Origin of the sequence: Ectopseudomonas khazarica (genome assembly GCF_004521985.1) — a bacterium.
GTDB lineage: Bacteria > Pseudomonadota > Gammaproteobacteria > Pseudomonadales > Pseudomonadaceae > Aquipseudomonas > Aquipseudomonas khazarica.
On the sequence record NZ_SBHZ01000012.1, the window covers coordinates 104,931 to 120,976 of the forward strand.

A 16,046-nucleotide genomic window follows, 5' to 3' on the forward strand; every position below is an offset into this window, starting at 1 on the left:
GCTTCTGTCAATGAAAGCGATGTTTAGAAGCTATCGAGCGCGCACAGTTCATTTCTTATGACCAAATGGCCTGGTTCTGCGCCTGATGCTGTTCATTTTGGGCTCCCCTCGCCCATTCATGGGGGAGGGGCTGGGGGAGAGGGCTGAAACTGCCGCAAAACGGCCGGTTTCCCCCTCTCCCCAAGGGGGGCGTGGGGGCTGATCGCGTCCGACCACTTCCCATGTGAACAGCACTATGGCTCTGCCCCGGCGATCAGGGGTGCGCCAGGCCGGGGCGCTGTTGCAGCGTGCGATTGAACACCTCCACCCAGTGACGGCTGAACTGCTGGCCGGCGAGGTTGTTGATCTCGAGAATGGCGCGCAGTAGCGGGCGCTTGCTCAGGGTCTGGTGCGCGCGTTCGTGGGTGCGTGCATCGAAGGTGTCGACGATATGCAGGATCAGTGCGCCTGGGGTGATCTCCATTTCCCGCAGCCCCTTGGGGTAGCCGCTGCCGTCCGCATGTTCCTGGTGCTGCAGAACGATCTCCATGGCCGCAGCCCAGTCGGGCATGCGCTTGAGCAGTTCGCTGGCCAGGCGCGGGTGGCCTTGCATCAGGCGGCGCTCCTCGCGGCTGAAGTGGCTTTGCTTGTGCAGCAGATCCAGGGGCAGGAAGGCCATGCCGAGGTCATGCAGGCACACGGCCGCTGCCAGTTGCTCGGGGCGTTCCGCGTTGGCGCCGGCCGCGTTCATGCTGAGTGCCAGTTCGAGCAGGCGCAGGTTGCGTCCTTGCCAGTAGCTGGAACGTTGCTCGGCGGCCTCGGTGAGGGCGCAGAAGAACTGCAGGTCGGGGTGGATGGCGATGCCGTGGCGAACCAGCAGCGCTTCGGTCTGGCTGGGTTCGGCTGACGGGGGCGCTTGCAGGCGGGTGCTCGGGTCCATGTGCAGCAACAGCTCGCGGCGCACCTCGGTCTGTTGCCCGGCGGGCGCCATGGCCAGGGCGTGCAGGGCCTGACACAGCGTATCGAGCTGGGCCGCGCTCAGGGGCGCGTCCGCTCCGTCGAGTGCCTGGTCCACCAGGGCGCGCAGGTGATCGAGGCAGAGCAGGAGGATGTCGCCCAGCAGGCTGTCGAAGCTCAGGCGCCCCGAACGCAGGGCGTCGAGCACGTCTTCCATCGCCTGCGGCAATGGCATCAGCTGGTTGAGGTCGACGTAACCGAGATTGCCCTTGAGCGTATGTATCAGGCGAAACAGCTCGCGCAGCCGCTCCGTGCTCCTCGGTGCCTGCTCCAGCTCGATCAGCAGCTGCTCGCAACGCGGGAACTGCTCCGCAGCGTCGAGCCGGAAGTCTTCCAGCAGGTCGCTGGACAAATCGGTGTGGTGGGGCGTGGCCATGGCGATTCTCCACGGTGGCGGCCCCGTTCATTATAGAAGGCTCTTGCCGGGCGGCTGCGTCTCGGCGATTTACGCTATATAATCCCGCTCTTTATCGAAGCGCGGCGTGGACGTTCGCCGCGATGTGGCTCCTGCCCAAGGCGTTGGGGGCTGCCTGACCTATCCCAGACCTTAGAGAAGCGAAACACGATCATGATGCGCAGCCACTATTGCGGCCAGTTGAACGAGAGCCTGGATGGCCAGGAAATCACCCTTTGCGGCTGGGTACACCGTCGTCGCGACCATGGCGGGGTGATCTTCCTCGATATCCGTGACCGTGAAGGCCTGGCCCAGGTGGTGTTCGATCCGGATCGTGCCGAGACCTTCGCCAAGGCCGACCGCGTGCGCAGCGAATACGTGGTGAAGATCACCGGCAAGGTGCGTCTGCGTCCGGAAGGCGCGCGCAACGCCAACATGGCCAGTGGCGCCATCGAGGTGCTGGGTTACGAACTGGAGGTCCTCAACGAAGCGGAAACCCCGCCGTTCCCGCTCAACGAGTACACCGACGTGGGCGAGGAAACCCGCCTGCGCTACCGCTTCATCGACCTGCGTCGTCCGGAAATGGCCGAGAAGCTCAAGCTGCGTTCGCGCATCACCTCGAGCATCCGTCGTTACCTCGATGACAACGGCTTCCTCGACGTGGAAACGCCGATCCTGACCCGCGCCACGCCGGAAGGCGCTCGCGACTACCTGGTGCCGAGCCGCACCCACGCCGGCAGCTTCTTCGCCCTGCCGCAGTCGCCGCAGCTGTTCAAGCAGCTGCTGATGGTCGCTGGCTTCGACCGTTACTACCAGATCGCCAAGTGCTTCCGCGACGAAGACCTGCGTGCCGACCGTCAGCCGGAATTCACCCAGATCGACATCGAGACCAGCTTCCTCGATGAAAAAGACATCATGGACATCACCGAGACCATGGTGCGCAACCTGTTCAAGGAAGTGCTGGACGTCGAGTTCGACACGCTGCCGCACATGACCCTGGCCGAGGCCATGCGTCGCTTCGGTTCGGACAAGCCGGACCTGCGCATCCCGATGGAGCTGGTGGATGTCGAGGACCAGCTCAAGGACGTCGAATTCAAGGTCTTCGCCGGCCCGGCCAACGATCCGAAGTGCCGCGTCACCGCGCTGCGCGTACCGGGCGGGGCGAGCATGCCGCGCAAGCAGATCGACGACTACACCAAGTTCGTCGGCATCTACGGCGCCAAGGGCCTGGCCTACATCAAGGTCAACGAGCGTGCCGCCGGTGTCGAAGGCCTGCAGTCGCCGATCGTCAAGAACATCCCGCTGGACAACATCAACGTGATCCTCGATCGCGTCGGTGCCGTCGACGGCGATATCGTGTTCTTCGGCGCCGACAAGGCCAAGATCGTCTCCGAGGCGTTGGGCGCGCTGCGCATCAAGCTGGGTCACGACCTGAACCTGCTGACCTGCGAGTGGGCGCCGCTGTGGGTCGTCGACTTCCCGATGTTCGAGGAAAACGACGATGGCAGCCTGACCGCCATGCACCACCCGTTCACCTCGCCCAAGTGCAGCCCGGAAGAGCTCAAGGCCAACCCGGGCGCCGCGCTGTCGCGCGCCTATGACATGGTGCTCAACGGTACCGAGCTGGGTGGCGGTTCGATCCGTATCCACGACAAGAAGATGCAGCAGGCCGTCTTCGAGGTGCTGGGCATCAGCGAAGCGGAGCAGGAAGAGAAGTTCGGCTTCCTCCTCGATGCGCTGAAGTTCGGTGCGCCGCCCCACGGTGGCCTGGCCTTCGGCCTGGATCGCCTGGTGATGCTGATGACCGGTGCACAGTCGATCCGCGAAGTGATCGCCTTCCCGAAAACCCAGAGCGCGGCCTGCGTCATGACCCAGGCGCCAGGGCTGGTGGACGCCAAGTCGCTGCGCGAGCTACACATCCGCCTGCGCGAGCAACCCAAAGCCGAGTGATAACCTGCTGCGCTTGGTCATGCTGCGTTGGAAAGAGGTTCGAAATGCTCATTTGCTTCAGCAAACTGCGCTTTCTCACCTCTTCCCGCCTTGCCTGACCTGCGCTCGCGACGGCTCTCATCTCGGCTTGTGCCGGTTGTAGTTTGTTTTGAAAAAGATGGAGTGAGTTATGGCTGGTCATTCCAAATGGGCCAACATCAAGCACCGCAAGGGGCGTCAGGACGCCAAGCGCGGCAAGATCTTCACCAAGCTGATTCGCGAGCTGACCGTGGCCGCCAAGCACGGTGGCCCGATTCCTGCCGATAACCCGCGTCTGCGCCTGGCCGTGGACAAGGCGCTGACCAACAACATGTCGCGTGATGTCATCGACCGTGCCATCGCCCGTGGTGCCGGCAACAACGAAGCCGACAACGTCGTCGAGTTCAGCTACGAGGGCTACGCGCCCAGTGGCGTGGCGATCATCGTCGAGGTGATGACCGACAACCGCAACCGGACCGCCGCCGAAGTCCGTCATGCCTTCAGCAAGTGCGGTGGCAACCTCGGCACCGACGGGTCCGTGGCCTACATGTTCGAGCGCAAGGGCCAGATCAGCTTCGCTACGGGTGTGGACGAGGATGAACTGATGGAAGCCGCGCTCGAGGCCGGCGCCGATGACGTGGAAATGGGCGAGGAGGGCGCCGCGCTGGTGTCGACCAGCTTCAGCGAGTTCCATGCCGTGATCGAGGCGCTGGGGGCGGCGGGCTTCAAGGGTGAAGAGGCGGAAATCGCCATGATTCCCTCGATCAGCGCGCCGATCGATGACCTGGAGACCGCGCAGAAGGTCTTCAAGCTGATCGACATGCTCGAAGACCTGGACGATGTGCAGAACGTCTACCACAACGCCGAGGTCGCGGACGAGATCATGGAGCAGCTTGGCTGAACTGCCCGTTCGTGCTGGTCAGAAAGCCGGAAGCGTGCACAGCGTTTCCGGCTTTTTTGTCGGGCCATCGGCTTTTCACGGGGCCGGCGGATGACGGCGCCGGGGTCGCGCCGTATACTCGCGAACTGGATAAATAGACAGTTGCTGACATGACCCTGATCCTTGGCATCGACCCCGGCTCGCGCATCACCGGCTATGGCGTGATACGCGACACCGGACGGGGGTGCGAATACGTGGCTTCCGGCTGCATCCGTACCGGCAACGGGGCGCTGGCCGAGCGCCTGCAGATCGTCTTTCGTGGCGTCAGCGAGGTCATCGCCACTTACGGGCCCATGACCATGGGCATCGAGCAGGTGTTCATGGCGCGTAACGCCGACTCGGCGCTCAAGCTCGGCCAGGCGCGCGGTGCGGCCATCGTCGCGGCCGCCGAAGCGGGGCTGGAAATCAGCGAGTACACCGCCACCCAGGTCAAGCAGGCCGTGGTCGGCACCGGGGCTGCCGACAAGCAGCAGGTGCAGATGATGGTCATGCACCTGCTCAAACTGGTGCAGAAACCGCAGATCGACGCCTCCGATGCCCTGGGCATTGCCTTGTGCCATGCCCACCACCGGCAAAGTCTCATTCCCCATGGGCTGGCCAGCGCCAAGCGGCGCGGCGGTCGTCTTCGTTTATAACCTGTTAAGGAATCTCTGGTGATCGGACGTTTGCGCGGCACCCTGGCGGAGAAACAGCCGCCGCATTTGCTTCTGGATGTGAATGGCGTCGGTTACGAACTGGAAGTACCGATGACGACCCTTTATCGTCTGCCGGCGCAGGGTGAGACGGTGACCCTGCACACGCATCTGGTGGTGCGTGAGGATGCGCATCTGCTCTACGGTTTCTATGAAAAGCGTGATCGCGAGCTGTTCCGCGAGTTGATCCGCCTCAATGGCGTCGGGCCCAAGCTGGCGCTGGCGCTGATGTCGGGGCTGGAGGTCGACGAGTTGGTGCGCTGTGTGCAAGCGCAGGACACGGCGGCGTTGACCAAGGTTCCCGGCGTTGGCAAGAAGACTGCCGAGCGCCTGCTGGTGGAGCTCAAGGATCGCTTCAAGGCCTGGGAGTCGATCCCTGCCATTGCGCCCCTGGTGGTGGAACCTCAACTGGCCCAGGCAGTCTCAAGCGCGGAGAACGATGCGGTCAGCGCGCTGATTTCCCTCGGTTACAAGCCGCAGGAAGCCAGTCGAGCGGTTGCCGCCGTCAAGGAGGATGGCATGAGCAGCGAAGATTTGATCCGACGCGCACTGCGCGGCATGGCGTAGGCTGGATGACGCCGTTTTCATCCACCGGTTTTCCGGTGGAAAACGCTGCACCGCAATTCAATGGACTCTTAGTGGAACACCTCGATGATCGAAGCCGATCGCCTGATCACCTCCAGCCCGCGCGAGCGTGAAGAACAGCAGGACCGCGCCATTCGGCCGCTGCGGCTGGCCGACTACACCGGGCAGCCCGTCGTGCGCGAGCAGATGGCCTTGTTCATCCAGGCCGCGCGGGGGCGGGCGGAAGCGCTCGACCATACCCTGATCTTCGGTCCGCCCGGCCTGGGCAAGACCACCCTGGCCAACATCATCGCTCAGGAGATGGGCAGTTCGATCAAGAGCACCTCGGGCCCGGTGCTGGAGCGTCCGGGTGATCTGGCGGCGCTGCTGACCAACCTGGAAAGCGGCGATGTGCTGTTCATCGACGAGATCCATCGTCTTTCCCCGGTGGTCGAGGAAGTGCTGTACCCGGCCATGGAGGATTTCCAGCTCGACATCATGATCGGCGAGGGTCCGGCCGCACGTTCGATCAAGCTGGATCTGCCGCCGTTCACCCTGGTCGGCGCCACGACCCGTGCCGGCATGCTGACCAACCCGTTGCGTGACCGTTTCGGTATCGTCCAGCGCCTGGAGTTCTACGGTGTCGACGACCTGGCCACCATCGTCTCGCGCTCCGCCGGCATTCTGGGGCTGCCCATCGAAGCCAAGGGAGCCTACGAGATTGCCCGCCGCGCCCGGGGTACGCCGCGTATCGCCAACCGCCTGCTGCGCCGGGTGCGTGACTTCGCCGAAGTGCGCGGCTCCGGGCAGATCTCCCAGCTGATCGCCGACCAGGCGCTGAACCTGCTGGATGTCGACGAACGTGGCTTCGATCACTCCGACCGTCGCCTGCTGCTGGCGATGATCGAGAAGTTCGACGGTGGCCCGGTCGGGCTCGACAGCCTGGCGGCAGCCATCGGCGAGGAGCGCCACACCATCGAGGATGTGCTCGAGCCCTATCTCATCCAGCAGGGCTACATGATGCGTACCCCGCGTGGGCGTGTAGTGACTCGGCATGCCTACCAGCACTTCGGTCTTAACACGCCGTCACGCCAGGCCGAGCCGCCTGCCACCGACCTGTTCGCGGCGGGCGACGAATGACGAAAAAATTGTTACCAGGCCGGATTGGCAAGCGAAAGGCCGAGGAATAGAGTATGCGCGCGCCAAACGGAGTCCAGCCGTTCAGCCACCGCTGTCGGGTCTATTACGAAGACACCGACGCCGGCGGTATCGTCTACTACGTCAACTACCTCAAATTCATGGAGCGGGCTCGCACCGAGCGCCTGCGTGAGCTGGGTTATGCCCAGTCGACGCTGGCCGGTGAGGGCCTGTTGTTCGTCGTGCATTCGGCCGAAGCGCGTTACCACGCCCCGGCCCGCCTGGATGACGAGCTGCTGATCAGCGCCGATGTGATCGAATTGAACCGTGCCAGCCTGCGTTTTCGTCAACAGGTCAGGCGGGCTACGGATGATGCGCTGCTCTGCGAAGGGCAGTTCCTGGTGGCCTGTGTGCGCGCCGACAACTTGAAACCCCGGGCCATCCCCGAAACCCTGCGACATGCGTTCGCCGGGACGCAGGCGCGGACTTAAATTGCAGCAGGAGAGTAAGCGTGGAAGCTAACGCCGTTGACCATATGTCGATGTGGAGTCTGATCAGCAATGCCAGCCTGGTGGTCCAGCTGGTGATGCTTACCCTGGTGGCCGCGTCGGTCATTTCCTGGGTCATGATCTTCCAGCGCAGCAGTGCCCTGCGTGCCGCCAAGCGTGCGCTGGACAACTTCGAGGACCGCTTCTGGTCCGGCATCGACCTGTCCAAGCTCTATCGCCAGGCGGGCAGCAATCCGGACCCGGACTCGGGCCTGGAGCAGATCTTCCGCGCCGGCTTCAAGGAGTTCTCGCGCCTGCGTCAGCAGCAGGGTGTCGACCCGGACGCCGTGATGGATGGTGTTTCGCGCGCCATGCGCGTGGCCATCTCGCGTGAGGAGGAGAAGCTGGAAACCGCGCTGCCGTTCCTCGCCACCGTCGGTTCCACCAGCCCCTACATCGGCCTGTTCGGTACCGTATGGGGCATCATGAACTCCTTCCGTGGCCTGGCCCAGGTGCAGCAGGCCACCCTGGCCACCGTCGCTCCGGGTATCGCCGAGGCACTGATCGCCACGGCCATCGGCCTGTTCGCCGCGATCCCTGCGGTCATCGCCTACAACCGTTTCTCGGCGCGCGGCGAGATGCTGATCGGCCGCTACTACACCTTCGCCGACGAGTTCCAGGCCATCCTGCACCGCAAAGTGCACACCTCGGAAGACTAAGGGCAGGTTTCAGCCATGGCGAGAATTCGCAACAGACGCAAACCGGTCGCCGAGATGAACGTGGTGCCCTACATCGACGTGATGTTGGTGCTGCTGGTCATCTTCATGGTGACTGCACCGATGCTCAACCAGGGTGTCAAGGTCGACCTGCCGAAGGTCAGCAGCGAAGTGCTGCCGCAGGACAACGACGCCCAGGTGCTGACCATCTCCATCAAGGCCGACAAGACCTACTACTGGAACATGGGTAGCGAAGTGGACGTCGACACCGAGCAGGAGCGCGCCTCCACGCTCGAGCAGATGACCCAGGCCGTCACGGCGATCATTGCCGAGAACCGTCGCCAGGGTAAGCAGGTGCAGGTCTTCGTGCGCGGTGACAAGGCGGTGGACTACGGCACCGTGATGGCGGCCATGGGCGGTCTGCAACAGGCCGACGTCGGTAACGTCGGATTGATTACCGAGGCCCCCTGATGCAGCAAACCGAGCGTTCGCAATCGGAAAGCTACTTCTGGCCCATCGTCTGGGCCGTGGGTCTGCACGTCCTGATGTTCGCCATGCTGTTCGTCAGCTTCGCCTTCAGCCCGGAGCTGCCGCCGGCGCGTCCGGTGGTGCAGGCTACGCTGTATCAGCTGAAGTCGCAGAGCCAGGCCACCACCCAGACCACGCAGAAGGTGGCGGGCGAGGCGCAGAAGACCTCGGCGCCGCAGTTCGAGACGGAGCGTCTGGAGCAGAAGAAAGCCGAGGAGCAGAAAGTCGCCGCAGCCAAGAAGGCTGAGGAACAAAAGCAGGCCGAGCAGGCCAAAGCTGAGGCGGCCAAGGCCGAAGCTGCGAAGAAGGCCGAGGCCGAGAAAGCCGCCGAGCAGAAGCGCCAGGCGGATATCGCCAAGAAACGCGCCGAGGAAGAAGCGAAGAAGAAGGCGGCTGAAGAGGCCAAGAAAAAAGCGGCAGAGGAGGCCAAGAAGAAGGCCGCTGCTGCCGAGGCAGCGAAGAAGAAGGCAGCCGAGGACGCGAAGAAGAAAGCGGCCGAGGATGCCAAGCGCAAGGCGGCGGAGGAGCAGAAGGCAGCGGCGCTGGCCGAGCTGCTTTCCGACAACGTGCAGAACCAGCAGGCGCTGGCCGAAACCCATGGTGACCAGGTCGCGGGCAACCTCGACGATCTGATCATCAAGCTGATTACCGAGAACTGGCAGCGTCCGATGTCGGCGCGTCGCGGTATGAGTGTCGAACTGCTGATCCAGATGCTGCCCGATGGCACCGTCACCAATGCCAGCGTATCGCGCTCCAGCGGCGATGCCGCCTTCGACAGTTCGGCGGTGGCCGCCGTGCGTAACGTTGGTCGTATTCCCGAGATGCAACAATTGGATCGCGCTACCTTCGATCGTCTGTACAGGCAGCGCCGCGTCATTTTCAAACCGGAGGATTGAGCTCTGTGAATACCCTGATTCGTATCGCCCTGCTGGGGCTGGTCATGCTGGTCGGCAGCGTCCAGGCAGCCGACCCGCTGGTGATCTCGCATGGCGCCGACCGCGCCACGCCGATCGCCGTCGTCCCGTTCGGTTGGCAGGGCGGCAACGTGCTGCCCCAGGACATGGCCGAGATCATCGGCAACGACCTGCGCAACTCCGGCTACTTCGAGCCGATTCCGCGGCAGAACATGATCAGCCTGCCGACCCAGGCCAGCGAAGTCATCTATCGCGACTGGAAGGCCCTTGGCGCGCAGTACGTGCTGGTCGGCAACATCGTGCCCAACGGTGGTCGCCTGCAGGTGCAGTACGCGCTGTTCAACGTCAACACCGAACAACAGGTGGTGACCGGCAACGTCGGCGGTGGCACAGATCAGCTGCGCGACATGGCGCACTACATCGCCGATCAGTCGTTCGAGAAACTCACCGGCGTCAAGGGTGCGTTCTCGACTCGTCTGCTCTACGTCACTGCCGAGCGCATGGGCACCAACAACACCCGCTACACCCTGCAGCGCTCCGACTATGACGGTGCGCGCGCGGTGACCCTGCTGCAATCGCGTGAGCCGATCCTGTCGCCGTCCTTCGCCCCCGATGGCCGCCGTATCGCCTATGTGTCCTTCGAACAGCGTCGTCCGCGCATCTTCGTACAGCACATCGATACCGGTCGCCGCGAGCAGATCACCAACTTCGAAGGCCTCAATGGTGCTCCGGCCTGGTCGCCGGACGGTGCGCGCCTGGCGTTCGTGCTGTCCAAGGATGGCAACCCGGAAATCTACGTGATGGACATGGGCAGCCGGCAGATTCGCCGCGTGACGAATCATTATGCCATCGATACCGAACCTTTCTGGGGCAAGGACGGTCAGACCCTGTACTTCACCTCGGATCGTGCGGGTAAGCCGCAGATCTATAAAACCAACATCAATTCCGGTGCGGTAGAACGAGTCACCTTCGTCGGTAACTACAACGCCAACCCGAAATTGTCGGCTGACGAGAAGACGCTGGTCATGATTCATCGCCAAGACGGTTTCACCGTGTTCAAGGTCGCCGCCCAGGACCTTGAAACCAACCGTCTGCGCATACTCTCCGACACAAGTTTGGATGAGTCGCCCACTGTTGCGCCAAATGGCGCCATGCTAATCTACGCCACCCGCCAGCAGGGCCGGGGAGTCTTGATGTTGGCGTCCACCAATGGACGCGTGAGGCTCCCTCTTCCTACCGCTCAAGGCGAAGTTCGAGAGCCTTCTTGGTCCCCTTACCTGAACTGATGCGGCGCTTCACCAATCTTGCTTAACACAACTGGGGTTCATTAGGAGTTACATGATGGAAATGCTGAAATTCGGTAAGTTCGCTGCGCTGTCCCTGGCTCTCGCCGTTGCTGTAGGTTGCTCCTCCAAAGGCGGTGACGCTGCTGGCGAAGGCGCAGTAGACCCGAACGCCGGCTACGGCGCCAACACCGGTGCTGTCGACGGCAGCCTGAGCGAAGAAGCGGCCCTGCGCGCTATCACCACCTTCTACTTCGAGTACGACAGCTCCGACCTGAAAGCCGAAGCCATGCGCGCTCTGGACGTACACGCCAAGGACCTGAAAGCCAACGGCAACCGCGTCGTTCTGGAAGGCCACGCTGACGAGCGCGGTACCCGCGAGTACAACATGGCTCTGGGCGAGCGTCGCGCCAAGGCCGTTCAGCGCTACCTGGTTCTGCAGGGCGTTTCCCCGGCTCAGCTGGAGCTGGTTTCCTACGGTGAAGAGCGTCCGGTTGCCACTGGCAACGACGAGCAATCCTGGGCTCAGAACCGTCGCGTAGAGCTGCGCAAGTAATTTGCCATGCTTAAGTGCCGCCGTACTCTGACCGTTCTGACGCTCGCCTTGCCACTCGTGGCAATGGCGGAAGTTCCCGTGCTGGAAAGCAGCTCCATGCAAGGCAGCAGCTATCCTCCGGCGGGTTATGGTACGGCCGGCGCCTCCGCCGGTACCGGGGCAGGTGCCCAGGTATCGGCGCAGGGCATGCTGTTCAATCAGCTGCAGCAGATGCAGCAGGAGATCGCCCAGCTGCGTGGCATGCTGGAAGAACAGCAGAATGAAATCCAGCGCCTCAAACGGGAAGGCCTGGAGCGTTACCAGGATCTGGATCAACGCCTTTCCTCCGGCGCCGCTGCCGGTGGTACTCCCGCACAGAATTCTGCCGATGGCGCGGTGAACGCCAACGACACCCCGACGCCGCCTGCCGCTCAGCAGCAGGGCAGCGCCGAGGCGGCCGATCCGGCCAAGGAAAAGCTCTACTACGACGCCGCCTTCGACCTGATCAAGGCCAAGGACTTCGACAAGGCGTCTCAGGCATTCACTGCGTTCCTCAATCGTTACCCCAACAGCCAGTACGCCGGCAACGCGCAGTACTGGCTGGGTGAAGTGAACCTGGCCAAGGGTGACCTGCAGGCTGCCGGCAAGGCCTTCGCCAAGGTCAGCCAGGCCTACCCCAGCCATTCCAAGGTGCCGGATTCGCTGTTCAAGCTGGCCGATGTCGAGCGTCGCCTGGGTAACAACGACAAGGCGCGGGGCATTCTCCAGCAGGTGATTGCCCAGTATCCGGGCAGCTCTGCCGCACAACTGGCGCAGCGCGACCTGCAGCGTCTGTAAGGCGCACCATCGCTTGGCCACGAACCCGCGCTTGTCGCGGGTTTTGCTTATCTGCGCGAGCGACTTCCTTTAGAATGCGCGGCGCGTCGCACGCGGGGTTTCAGCTCGGCTGATGTTCCTGCGCTGGCGCCATTGCCGGATCGGGCTTTACTGCCTGTATCCATCGTCTTTCCCGCAACGGAGGCGGATGGCCTGTTTCGTCATCACGCCCGTGGCTATTTATGCAAGCAACCCTGCGCATCACCGAGATTTTCTACTCGCTGCAGGGCGAGACGCGTACCGCCGGCCTGCCGACGGTATTCGTACGCCTGACCGGCTGCCCCCTGCGCTGTCAGTACTGCGACACCGTCTATGCCTTCAGTGGCGGCGAAGTCGTCAGCCTGGACAGCATCCTGGCCCAGGTCGCGGCCTACAAACCGCGTTATGTCTGCGTCACCGGGGGTGAACCGCTGGCCCAGCCCAACTGCCTGCCGCTGCTGCAGCAACTCTGTGACGCCGGCTACGAGGTGTCGCTGGAAACCAGCGGCGCGCTCGATGTCTCGGCCGTCGATCCACGGGTGAGCAAGGTGCTCGACCTGAAGACCCCGGGTTCGGCCGAGGTGCAGCGCAATCGCTACGAGAACATCGAATGGCTGACGCGCAACGACCAGGTCAAGTTCGTCATCTGCTCGCGCGAGGACTACGACTGGGCGGTATCCAGGCTGATCCAGCACGACCTGGCTGCACGTGCCGGCGAGGTGCTGTTCTCGCCCAGCCACAAGCAGGTCGATGCGCGTGCGCTGGCTGACTGGATAGTGACGGACAACCTGCCGGTACGCCTGCAGCTGCAGCTGCACAAGATTCTCTGGAACGACGAGCCGGGACATTGAGCATGAGTGACAAGAAAGCGGTAATTCTTCTCTCCGGCGGCCTGGATTCGGCCACGGTGGTGGCCATGGCCAAGGCCGAGGGCTACAGCTGCTACAGCATGAGTTTCGACTATGGGCAACGCCATCGCGCCGAGCTGCAGGCGGCCGAGCGCGTGGCGCAGCAGCTGGGCGTCGTCGAGCACAAGGTCATCGGCCTCAATCTCAACGGCATCGGCGGTTCGGCCCTGACGGACAGCAGCATCGCCGTGCCCGAATCACCGACCGAGGGCATCCCGGCGACCTACGTGCCGGCGCGCAACACGGTGTTCCTGGCGCTCGCCCTGGGCTGGGCCGAGGTGCTCGGAGCACGCGACATCTTCATCGGCGTCAACGCCGTGGACTATTCCGGCTATCCCGATTGCCGGCCCGAGTTCGTCGAGGCCTTCGAGCGCATGGCCAACCTGGCCACCAAGGCCGGCGTAGAGGGGCAGGGCTTCAGCATTCGCGCTCCGCTGCAGCAGATGAGCAAGGGCGAAATCATCCAGGCCGGCATGCGCCTGGGTGTGGATTATGCGCTGACCGTGTCCTGTTACCAGGCCGATGACGACGGCCGCGCCTGCGGCAAGTGCGACAGCTGCCGGCTGCGTGCGGCCGGTTTCGTTGCGGCCGGTGTGCCCGACGCTACCCGCTATTTCTGAAAAATTTTTCGCAGAGTGTTGATTTCCTGAATTAAATCAGTATCATGCGCCTCGCGTTGGGTCGTTAGCTCAGTTGGTAGAGCAGTTGGCTTTTAACCAATTGGTCGTAGGTTCGAATCCTACACGACCCACCAAATCGCAAAAGCCAGTCGCAAGACTGGCTTTTTTTTGCCCTGAAAAAGCCCCCGGCCAGGTCCGTGTCCTGAGTGTGGCAGTAGCTGCGCAGAGCAGGGTGTATACTCGCGGCTCGCGTACGAGCGCCACAGGTTTGAGATATGTCGCAGATTTCCGAACGCCTTCTGGTTCAGGCCCACCTCGATGCCAAGCAGCCCAAGCCGCTGACGGCCGAAGAGGAGGCCTTCTATCGCCGTGAGATCGCCGCCGAGCTGAAGAAGCAGAACGCCGTACTGGTGGCGCACTACTACTGCGACCCGGTGATCCAGGCGCTGGCCGAGGAGACCGGGGGCTGCGTCTCCGACTCGCTGGAGATGGCCCGTTTCGGCAATCAGCATCCGGCGCAGACCGTGGTGGTGGCCGGGGTCAAGTTCATGGGCGAGACGGCGAAGATCCTCAATCCGGAAAAACGCGTGCTGATGCCGACGCTGGAGGCGACCTGCTCGCTCGACCTGGGTTGCCCGGTAGACGAGTTCAGCGCGTTCTGCGACCAGCACCCGGAGCGCACCGTGGTGGTCTACGCCAACACGTCGGCGGCGGTGAAGGCGCGTGCCGACTGGGTGGTGACCTCCAGCTGCGCGCTGGAAATCGTCGAGAGCCTGATGGACAACGGCGAGACCATCATCTGGGCGCCGGACAAGCACCTGGGCAACTACATCCAGCGCGAAACCGGCGCCGACATGCTGCTCTGGGACGGTGCCTGTATCGTCCACGAGGAATTCAAGTCCAAGCAGTTGCTGGACATGAAGGCGCTGTACCCGGATGCCGCCATCCTGGTGCACCCCGAATCGCCGCAGAACGTGGTCGAGCTGGCCGATGCGGTGGGTTCCACCAGTCAGCTGATCAAGGCCGCGCAGACCCTGCCGAACTCCACCTTCATCGTCGCCACCGACCGTGGCATCTTCTACAAGATGCAGCAGCTGTGCCCCGACAAGACCTTCATCGAGGCGCCCACGGCCGGCAATGGCGCGGCCTGCCGCAGCTGCGCGCATTGTCCGTGGATGGCGATGAACACCCTGGAGCGTGTGCTGACCGGGCTGCGCGAAGGCTCCGGGGAGATTCAGGTCGACCCGGCGCTGATTCCCAAGGCGATCAAGCCGCTCAAGCGCATGCTCGATTTCACCCAGGCGGCGCGCATGAAGGTGGCAGGCAACGCCTGAGCCTGTGCTGCCAACGAAAAAGCCCAGCCAGTGCTGGGCTTTTTGCTGTGTGTCACCCGGATTGCATCCGGGCTACGGGCGTGATGCCCAGTTCGCCGGCTCGTTGACGAAGTCCAGCAGCGCACGCAAGCGGCCGTAGTCCCGGCCGTTGAAGGCGAAGGCCAGACGAGTCAGGTGGCAGAGTTCCGGCTCGTCGCGCTCCTGCTCGCAGTACGGCTGCTGGACGAAGCCGCCTTCCTTGTACAGCCCGGCGAAACTGTCGTGCAGCTGCGCCAGTGCCGCGTCACTCAGCGGGTGGTTGAGGCGAATCACGAAGCGCTCCTTCAGCCAGCGGCTGGAGTGGAAGTTGCGGTAGAACCGCGCGATCTCATCCACCGCTTCCTCGGCGCTGTGGACTAGGTGCAGCAGGTTCAGATCCGTGGGCAGGATGTAGCCGTTGCCTTCGAGCTGGCGGCGAATGAAGCCCAGCGCGTCTTTCCAGTAGCTGCCCCCCGGCTGGTCGAGCAGCACCACGGGGACCAGTGGGCTCTTGCCGGTCTGGATCAGCGTCAGCACTTCCAGGGCTTCGTCGAGCGTGCCGAAGCCGCCCGGGCAGAGGACCAGGCCGTCCGCCTCCTTGACGAAGAACAGCTTGCGCAGGAAGAAGAAGTGGAACGACAGCAACTGGTGGCTGCCGCGCACCGTGGCATTGGCCGTCTGCTCGAAGGGCAGGGTGATGTTGAAGCCCAGGCTGTTCTCGCTACCGGCACCTTCGTGGGCCGCCGCCATGATGCCGCCACCGGCGCCAGTGATCACCATCAGGTCGCGTCGCGCCAGCAAGGCGCCCAGTTCGCGAGCCTGCTGATACAGCGGATGATCGGCAGGAGTGCGTGCCGAGCCGAATACCGTGACCTTGCGGCGCCTCTTCAGTTGCTCCAGCACGCCGAAGGCATGCTCCATCTCGCGCAGCGTCTGCAGCATGATCTTGGCGTCCCAGCGGTTGCGATCCGCCTGGGCCATGTGGATCACGGTAGTGAACATTTCCCGGTACAGCGGCAGGTTGGGGCTGTTGCCTGGCGCTGCCAGTGCCACCAGTTCGTCGACCCTGCTGCTCAGGTCGACTTCGCTGGTCTGCACGTGACGCGACAGATAGTCATCCGGTTCATAGGGCATGCGCGTTCTCCTCTGGTCCGGC

Annotated in this window: 17 protein-coding genes and 1 tRNA gene; 16 read left to right on the forward strand and 2 right to left on the reverse strand. The window is 63.3% G+C overall.

Annotated elements, in window-relative coordinates:
* Positions 1-253: 253 nt before the first annotated feature.
* Positions 254-1,372, reverse strand: coding sequence for an HD domain-containing phosphohydrolase (locus EPK82_RS16555; protein WP_134677345.1), 1,119 nt, complete (start codon positions 1,370-1,372; stop codon positions 254-256).
* 192 nt (positions 1,373-1,564) lie between these two features.
* On the opposite strand from EPK82_RS16555, the gene aspS reads away from it, so the two are divergent.
* From aspS to nadA, 16 genes are all read left to right on the forward strand, one after another.
* Positions 1,565-3,340: an aspartate--tRNA ligase gene (gene aspS / locus EPK82_RS16560; RefSeq protein WP_037047271.1), complete on the forward strand. Its 1,776-nt coding sequence runs from the start codon at positions 1,565-1,567 to the stop codon at positions 3,338-3,340.
* Positions 3,341-3,509: 169 nt separating this feature from the next.
* Positions 3,510-4,259 (forward strand): YebC/PmpR family DNA-binding transcriptional regulator, encoded by a 750-nt coding sequence (locus EPK82_RS16565; RefSeq protein ID WP_134677347.1) that lies wholly within the window; start codon positions 3,510-3,512, stop codon positions 4,257-4,259.
* Positions 4,260-4,408: 149 nt separating this feature from the next.
* Positions 4,409-4,933 carry a crossover junction endodeoxyribonuclease RuvC gene (ruvC, locus tag EPK82_RS16570; RefSeq protein WP_047592699.1) on the forward strand — a complete coding sequence of 175 codons (525 nt, stop codon included), beginning with the start codon at positions 4,409-4,411 and terminating at the stop codon, positions 4,931-4,933.
* An 18-nt stretch (positions 4,934-4,951) separates the two neighbouring features.
* The gene (ruvA, locus tag EPK82_RS16575; protein ID WP_134677349.1) at positions 4,952-5,557 is read left to right on the forward strand and encodes a Holliday junction branch migration protein RuvA; all 606 of its coding nucleotides are present in this window, start codon (positions 4,952-4,954) and stop codon (positions 5,555-5,557) included.
* Between the two features lie 84 nt (positions 5,558-5,641).
* Positions 5,642-6,694: a Holliday junction branch migration DNA helicase RuvB gene (gene ruvB / locus EPK82_RS16580; protein ID WP_134677351.1), complete on the forward strand. Its 1,053-nt coding sequence runs from the start codon at positions 5,642-5,644 to the stop codon at positions 6,692-6,694.
* A gap of 53 nt (positions 6,695-6,747) precedes the next feature.
* On the forward strand, positions 6,748-7,182 hold the full coding sequence (gene ybgC, locus EPK82_RS16585; protein ID WP_134677353.1) for a tol-pal system-associated acyl-CoA thioesterase: 435 nt from the start codon (positions 6,748-6,750) through the stop codon (positions 7,180-7,182).
* Between the two features lie 20 nt (positions 7,183-7,202).
* Positions 7,203-7,898, forward strand: a complete 696-nt coding sequence (gene tolQ, locus EPK82_RS16590; RefSeq protein WP_037047286.1) for a protein TolQ — start codon at positions 7,203-7,205, stop codon at positions 7,896-7,898.
* A gap of 15 nt (positions 7,899-7,913) precedes the next feature.
* Entirely contained in the window at positions 7,914-8,366 is a 453-nt protein-coding gene (tolR, locus tag EPK82_RS16595; protein WP_037047288.1) for a protein TolR, read from the forward strand.
* Positions 8,366-9,319: a cell envelope integrity protein TolA gene (gene tolA / locus EPK82_RS16600; protein ID WP_134677355.1), complete on the forward strand. Its 954-nt coding sequence runs from the start codon at positions 8,366-8,368 to the stop codon at positions 9,317-9,319. Before tolR ends, tolA begins: the two co-directional genes overlap by 1 nt.
* A 5-nt stretch (positions 9,320-9,324) precedes the next feature.
* On the forward strand, positions 9,325-10,623 hold the full coding sequence (tolB, locus tag EPK82_RS16605) for a Tol-Pal system beta propeller repeat protein TolB (RefSeq protein ID WP_037047293.1): 1,299 nt from the start codon (positions 9,325-9,327) through the stop codon (positions 10,621-10,623).
* Between the two features lie 55 nt (positions 10,624-10,678).
* Positions 10,679-11,176 (forward strand): peptidoglycan-associated lipoprotein Pal, encoded by a 498-nt coding sequence (gene pal, locus EPK82_RS16610; protein WP_037047296.1) that lies wholly within the window; start codon positions 10,679-10,681, stop codon positions 11,174-11,176.
* A 6-nt stretch (positions 11,177-11,182) separates the two neighbouring features.
* Positions 11,183-11,992 (forward strand): tol-pal system protein YbgF, encoded by an 810-nt coding sequence (ybgF, locus tag EPK82_RS16615; RefSeq protein ID WP_134677357.1) that lies wholly within the window; start codon positions 11,183-11,185, stop codon positions 11,990-11,992.
* A 221-nt stretch (positions 11,993-12,213) separates the two neighbouring features.
* The gene (gene queE / locus EPK82_RS16620) at positions 12,214-12,861 is read left to right on the forward strand and encodes a 7-carboxy-7-deazaguanine synthase QueE (protein ID WP_134677359.1); all 648 of its coding nucleotides are present in this window, start codon (positions 12,214-12,216) and stop codon (positions 12,859-12,861) included.
* A gap of 2 nt (positions 12,862-12,863) precedes the next feature.
* Positions 12,864-13,538 (forward strand): 7-cyano-7-deazaguanine synthase QueC, encoded by a 675-nt coding sequence (gene queC, locus EPK82_RS16625; protein ID WP_134677361.1) that lies wholly within the window; start codon positions 12,864-12,866, stop codon positions 13,536-13,538.
* Positions 13,539-13,596: 58 nt separating this feature from the next.
* Positions 13,597-13,672, forward strand: a tRNA-Lys gene (locus tag EPK82_RS16630).
* A 141-nt stretch (positions 13,673-13,813) separates the two neighbouring features.
* A complete protein-coding gene (nadA, locus tag EPK82_RS16635; RefSeq protein WP_037047304.1) occupies positions 13,814-14,872 on the forward strand; it encodes a quinolinate synthase NadA in 1,059 nt (352 codons plus the stop codon).
* A 72-nt stretch (positions 14,873-14,944) separates the two neighbouring features.
* On the opposite strand, the gene EPK82_RS16640 is transcribed toward nadA, so the two are convergent.
* Entirely contained in the window at positions 14,945-16,024 is a 1,080-nt protein-coding gene (locus tag EPK82_RS16640; protein WP_037047305.1) for an LOG family protein, read from the reverse strand.
* Positions 16,025-16,046: the final 22 nt, after the last annotated feature.

Coding starts and splice junctions, on each gene's coding strand:
- EPK82_RS16555 (WP_134677345.1), bottom strand. CDS start 1,372: ATGGCCACGCCCCACCACACCGATTTGTCCAGCGACCTGCTGGAAGAC.
- aspS (WP_037047271.1), top strand. CDS start 1,565: ATGATGCGCAGCCACTATTGCGGCCAGTTGAACGAGAGCCTGGATGGC.
- EPK82_RS16565 (WP_134677347.1), top strand. CDS start 3,510: ATGGCTGGTCATTCCAAATGGGCCAACATCAAGCACCGCAAGGGGCGT.
- ruvC (WP_047592699.1), top strand. CDS start 4,409: ATGACCCTGATCCTTGGCATCGACCCCGGCTCGCGCATCACCGGCTAT.
- ruvB (WP_134677351.1), top strand. CDS start 5,642: ATGATCGAAGCCGATCGCCTGATCACCTCCAGCCCGCGCGAGCGTGAA.
- ybgC (WP_134677353.1), top strand. CDS start 6,748: ATGCGCGCGCCAAACGGAGTCCAGCCGTTCAGCCACCGCTGTCGGGTC.
- tolR (WP_037047288.1), top strand. CDS start 7,914: ATGGCGAGAATTCGCAACAGACGCAAACCGGTCGCCGAGATGAACGTG.
- tolA (WP_134677355.1), top strand. CDS start 8,366: ATGCAGCAAACCGAGCGTTCGCAATCGGAAAGCTACTTCTGGCCCATC.
- pal (WP_037047296.1), top strand. CDS start 10,679: ATGGAAATGCTGAAATTCGGTAAGTTCGCTGCGCTGTCCCTGGCTCTC.
- ybgF (WP_134677357.1), top strand. CDS start 11,183: ATGCTTAAGTGCCGCCGTACTCTGACCGTTCTGACGCTCGCCTTGCCA.
- queE (WP_134677359.1), top strand. CDS start 12,214: ATGCAAGCAACCCTGCGCATCACCGAGATTTTCTACTCGCTGCAGGGC.
- queC (WP_134677361.1), top strand. CDS start 12,864: ATGAGTGACAAGAAAGCGGTAATTCTTCTCTCCGGCGGCCTGGATTCG.
- nadA (WP_037047304.1), top strand. CDS start 13,814: ATGTCGCAGATTTCCGAACGCCTTCTGGTTCAGGCCCACCTCGATGCC.
- EPK82_RS16640 (WP_037047305.1), bottom strand. CDS start 16,024: ATGCCCTATGAACCGGATGACTATCTGTCGCGTCACGTGCAGACCAGC.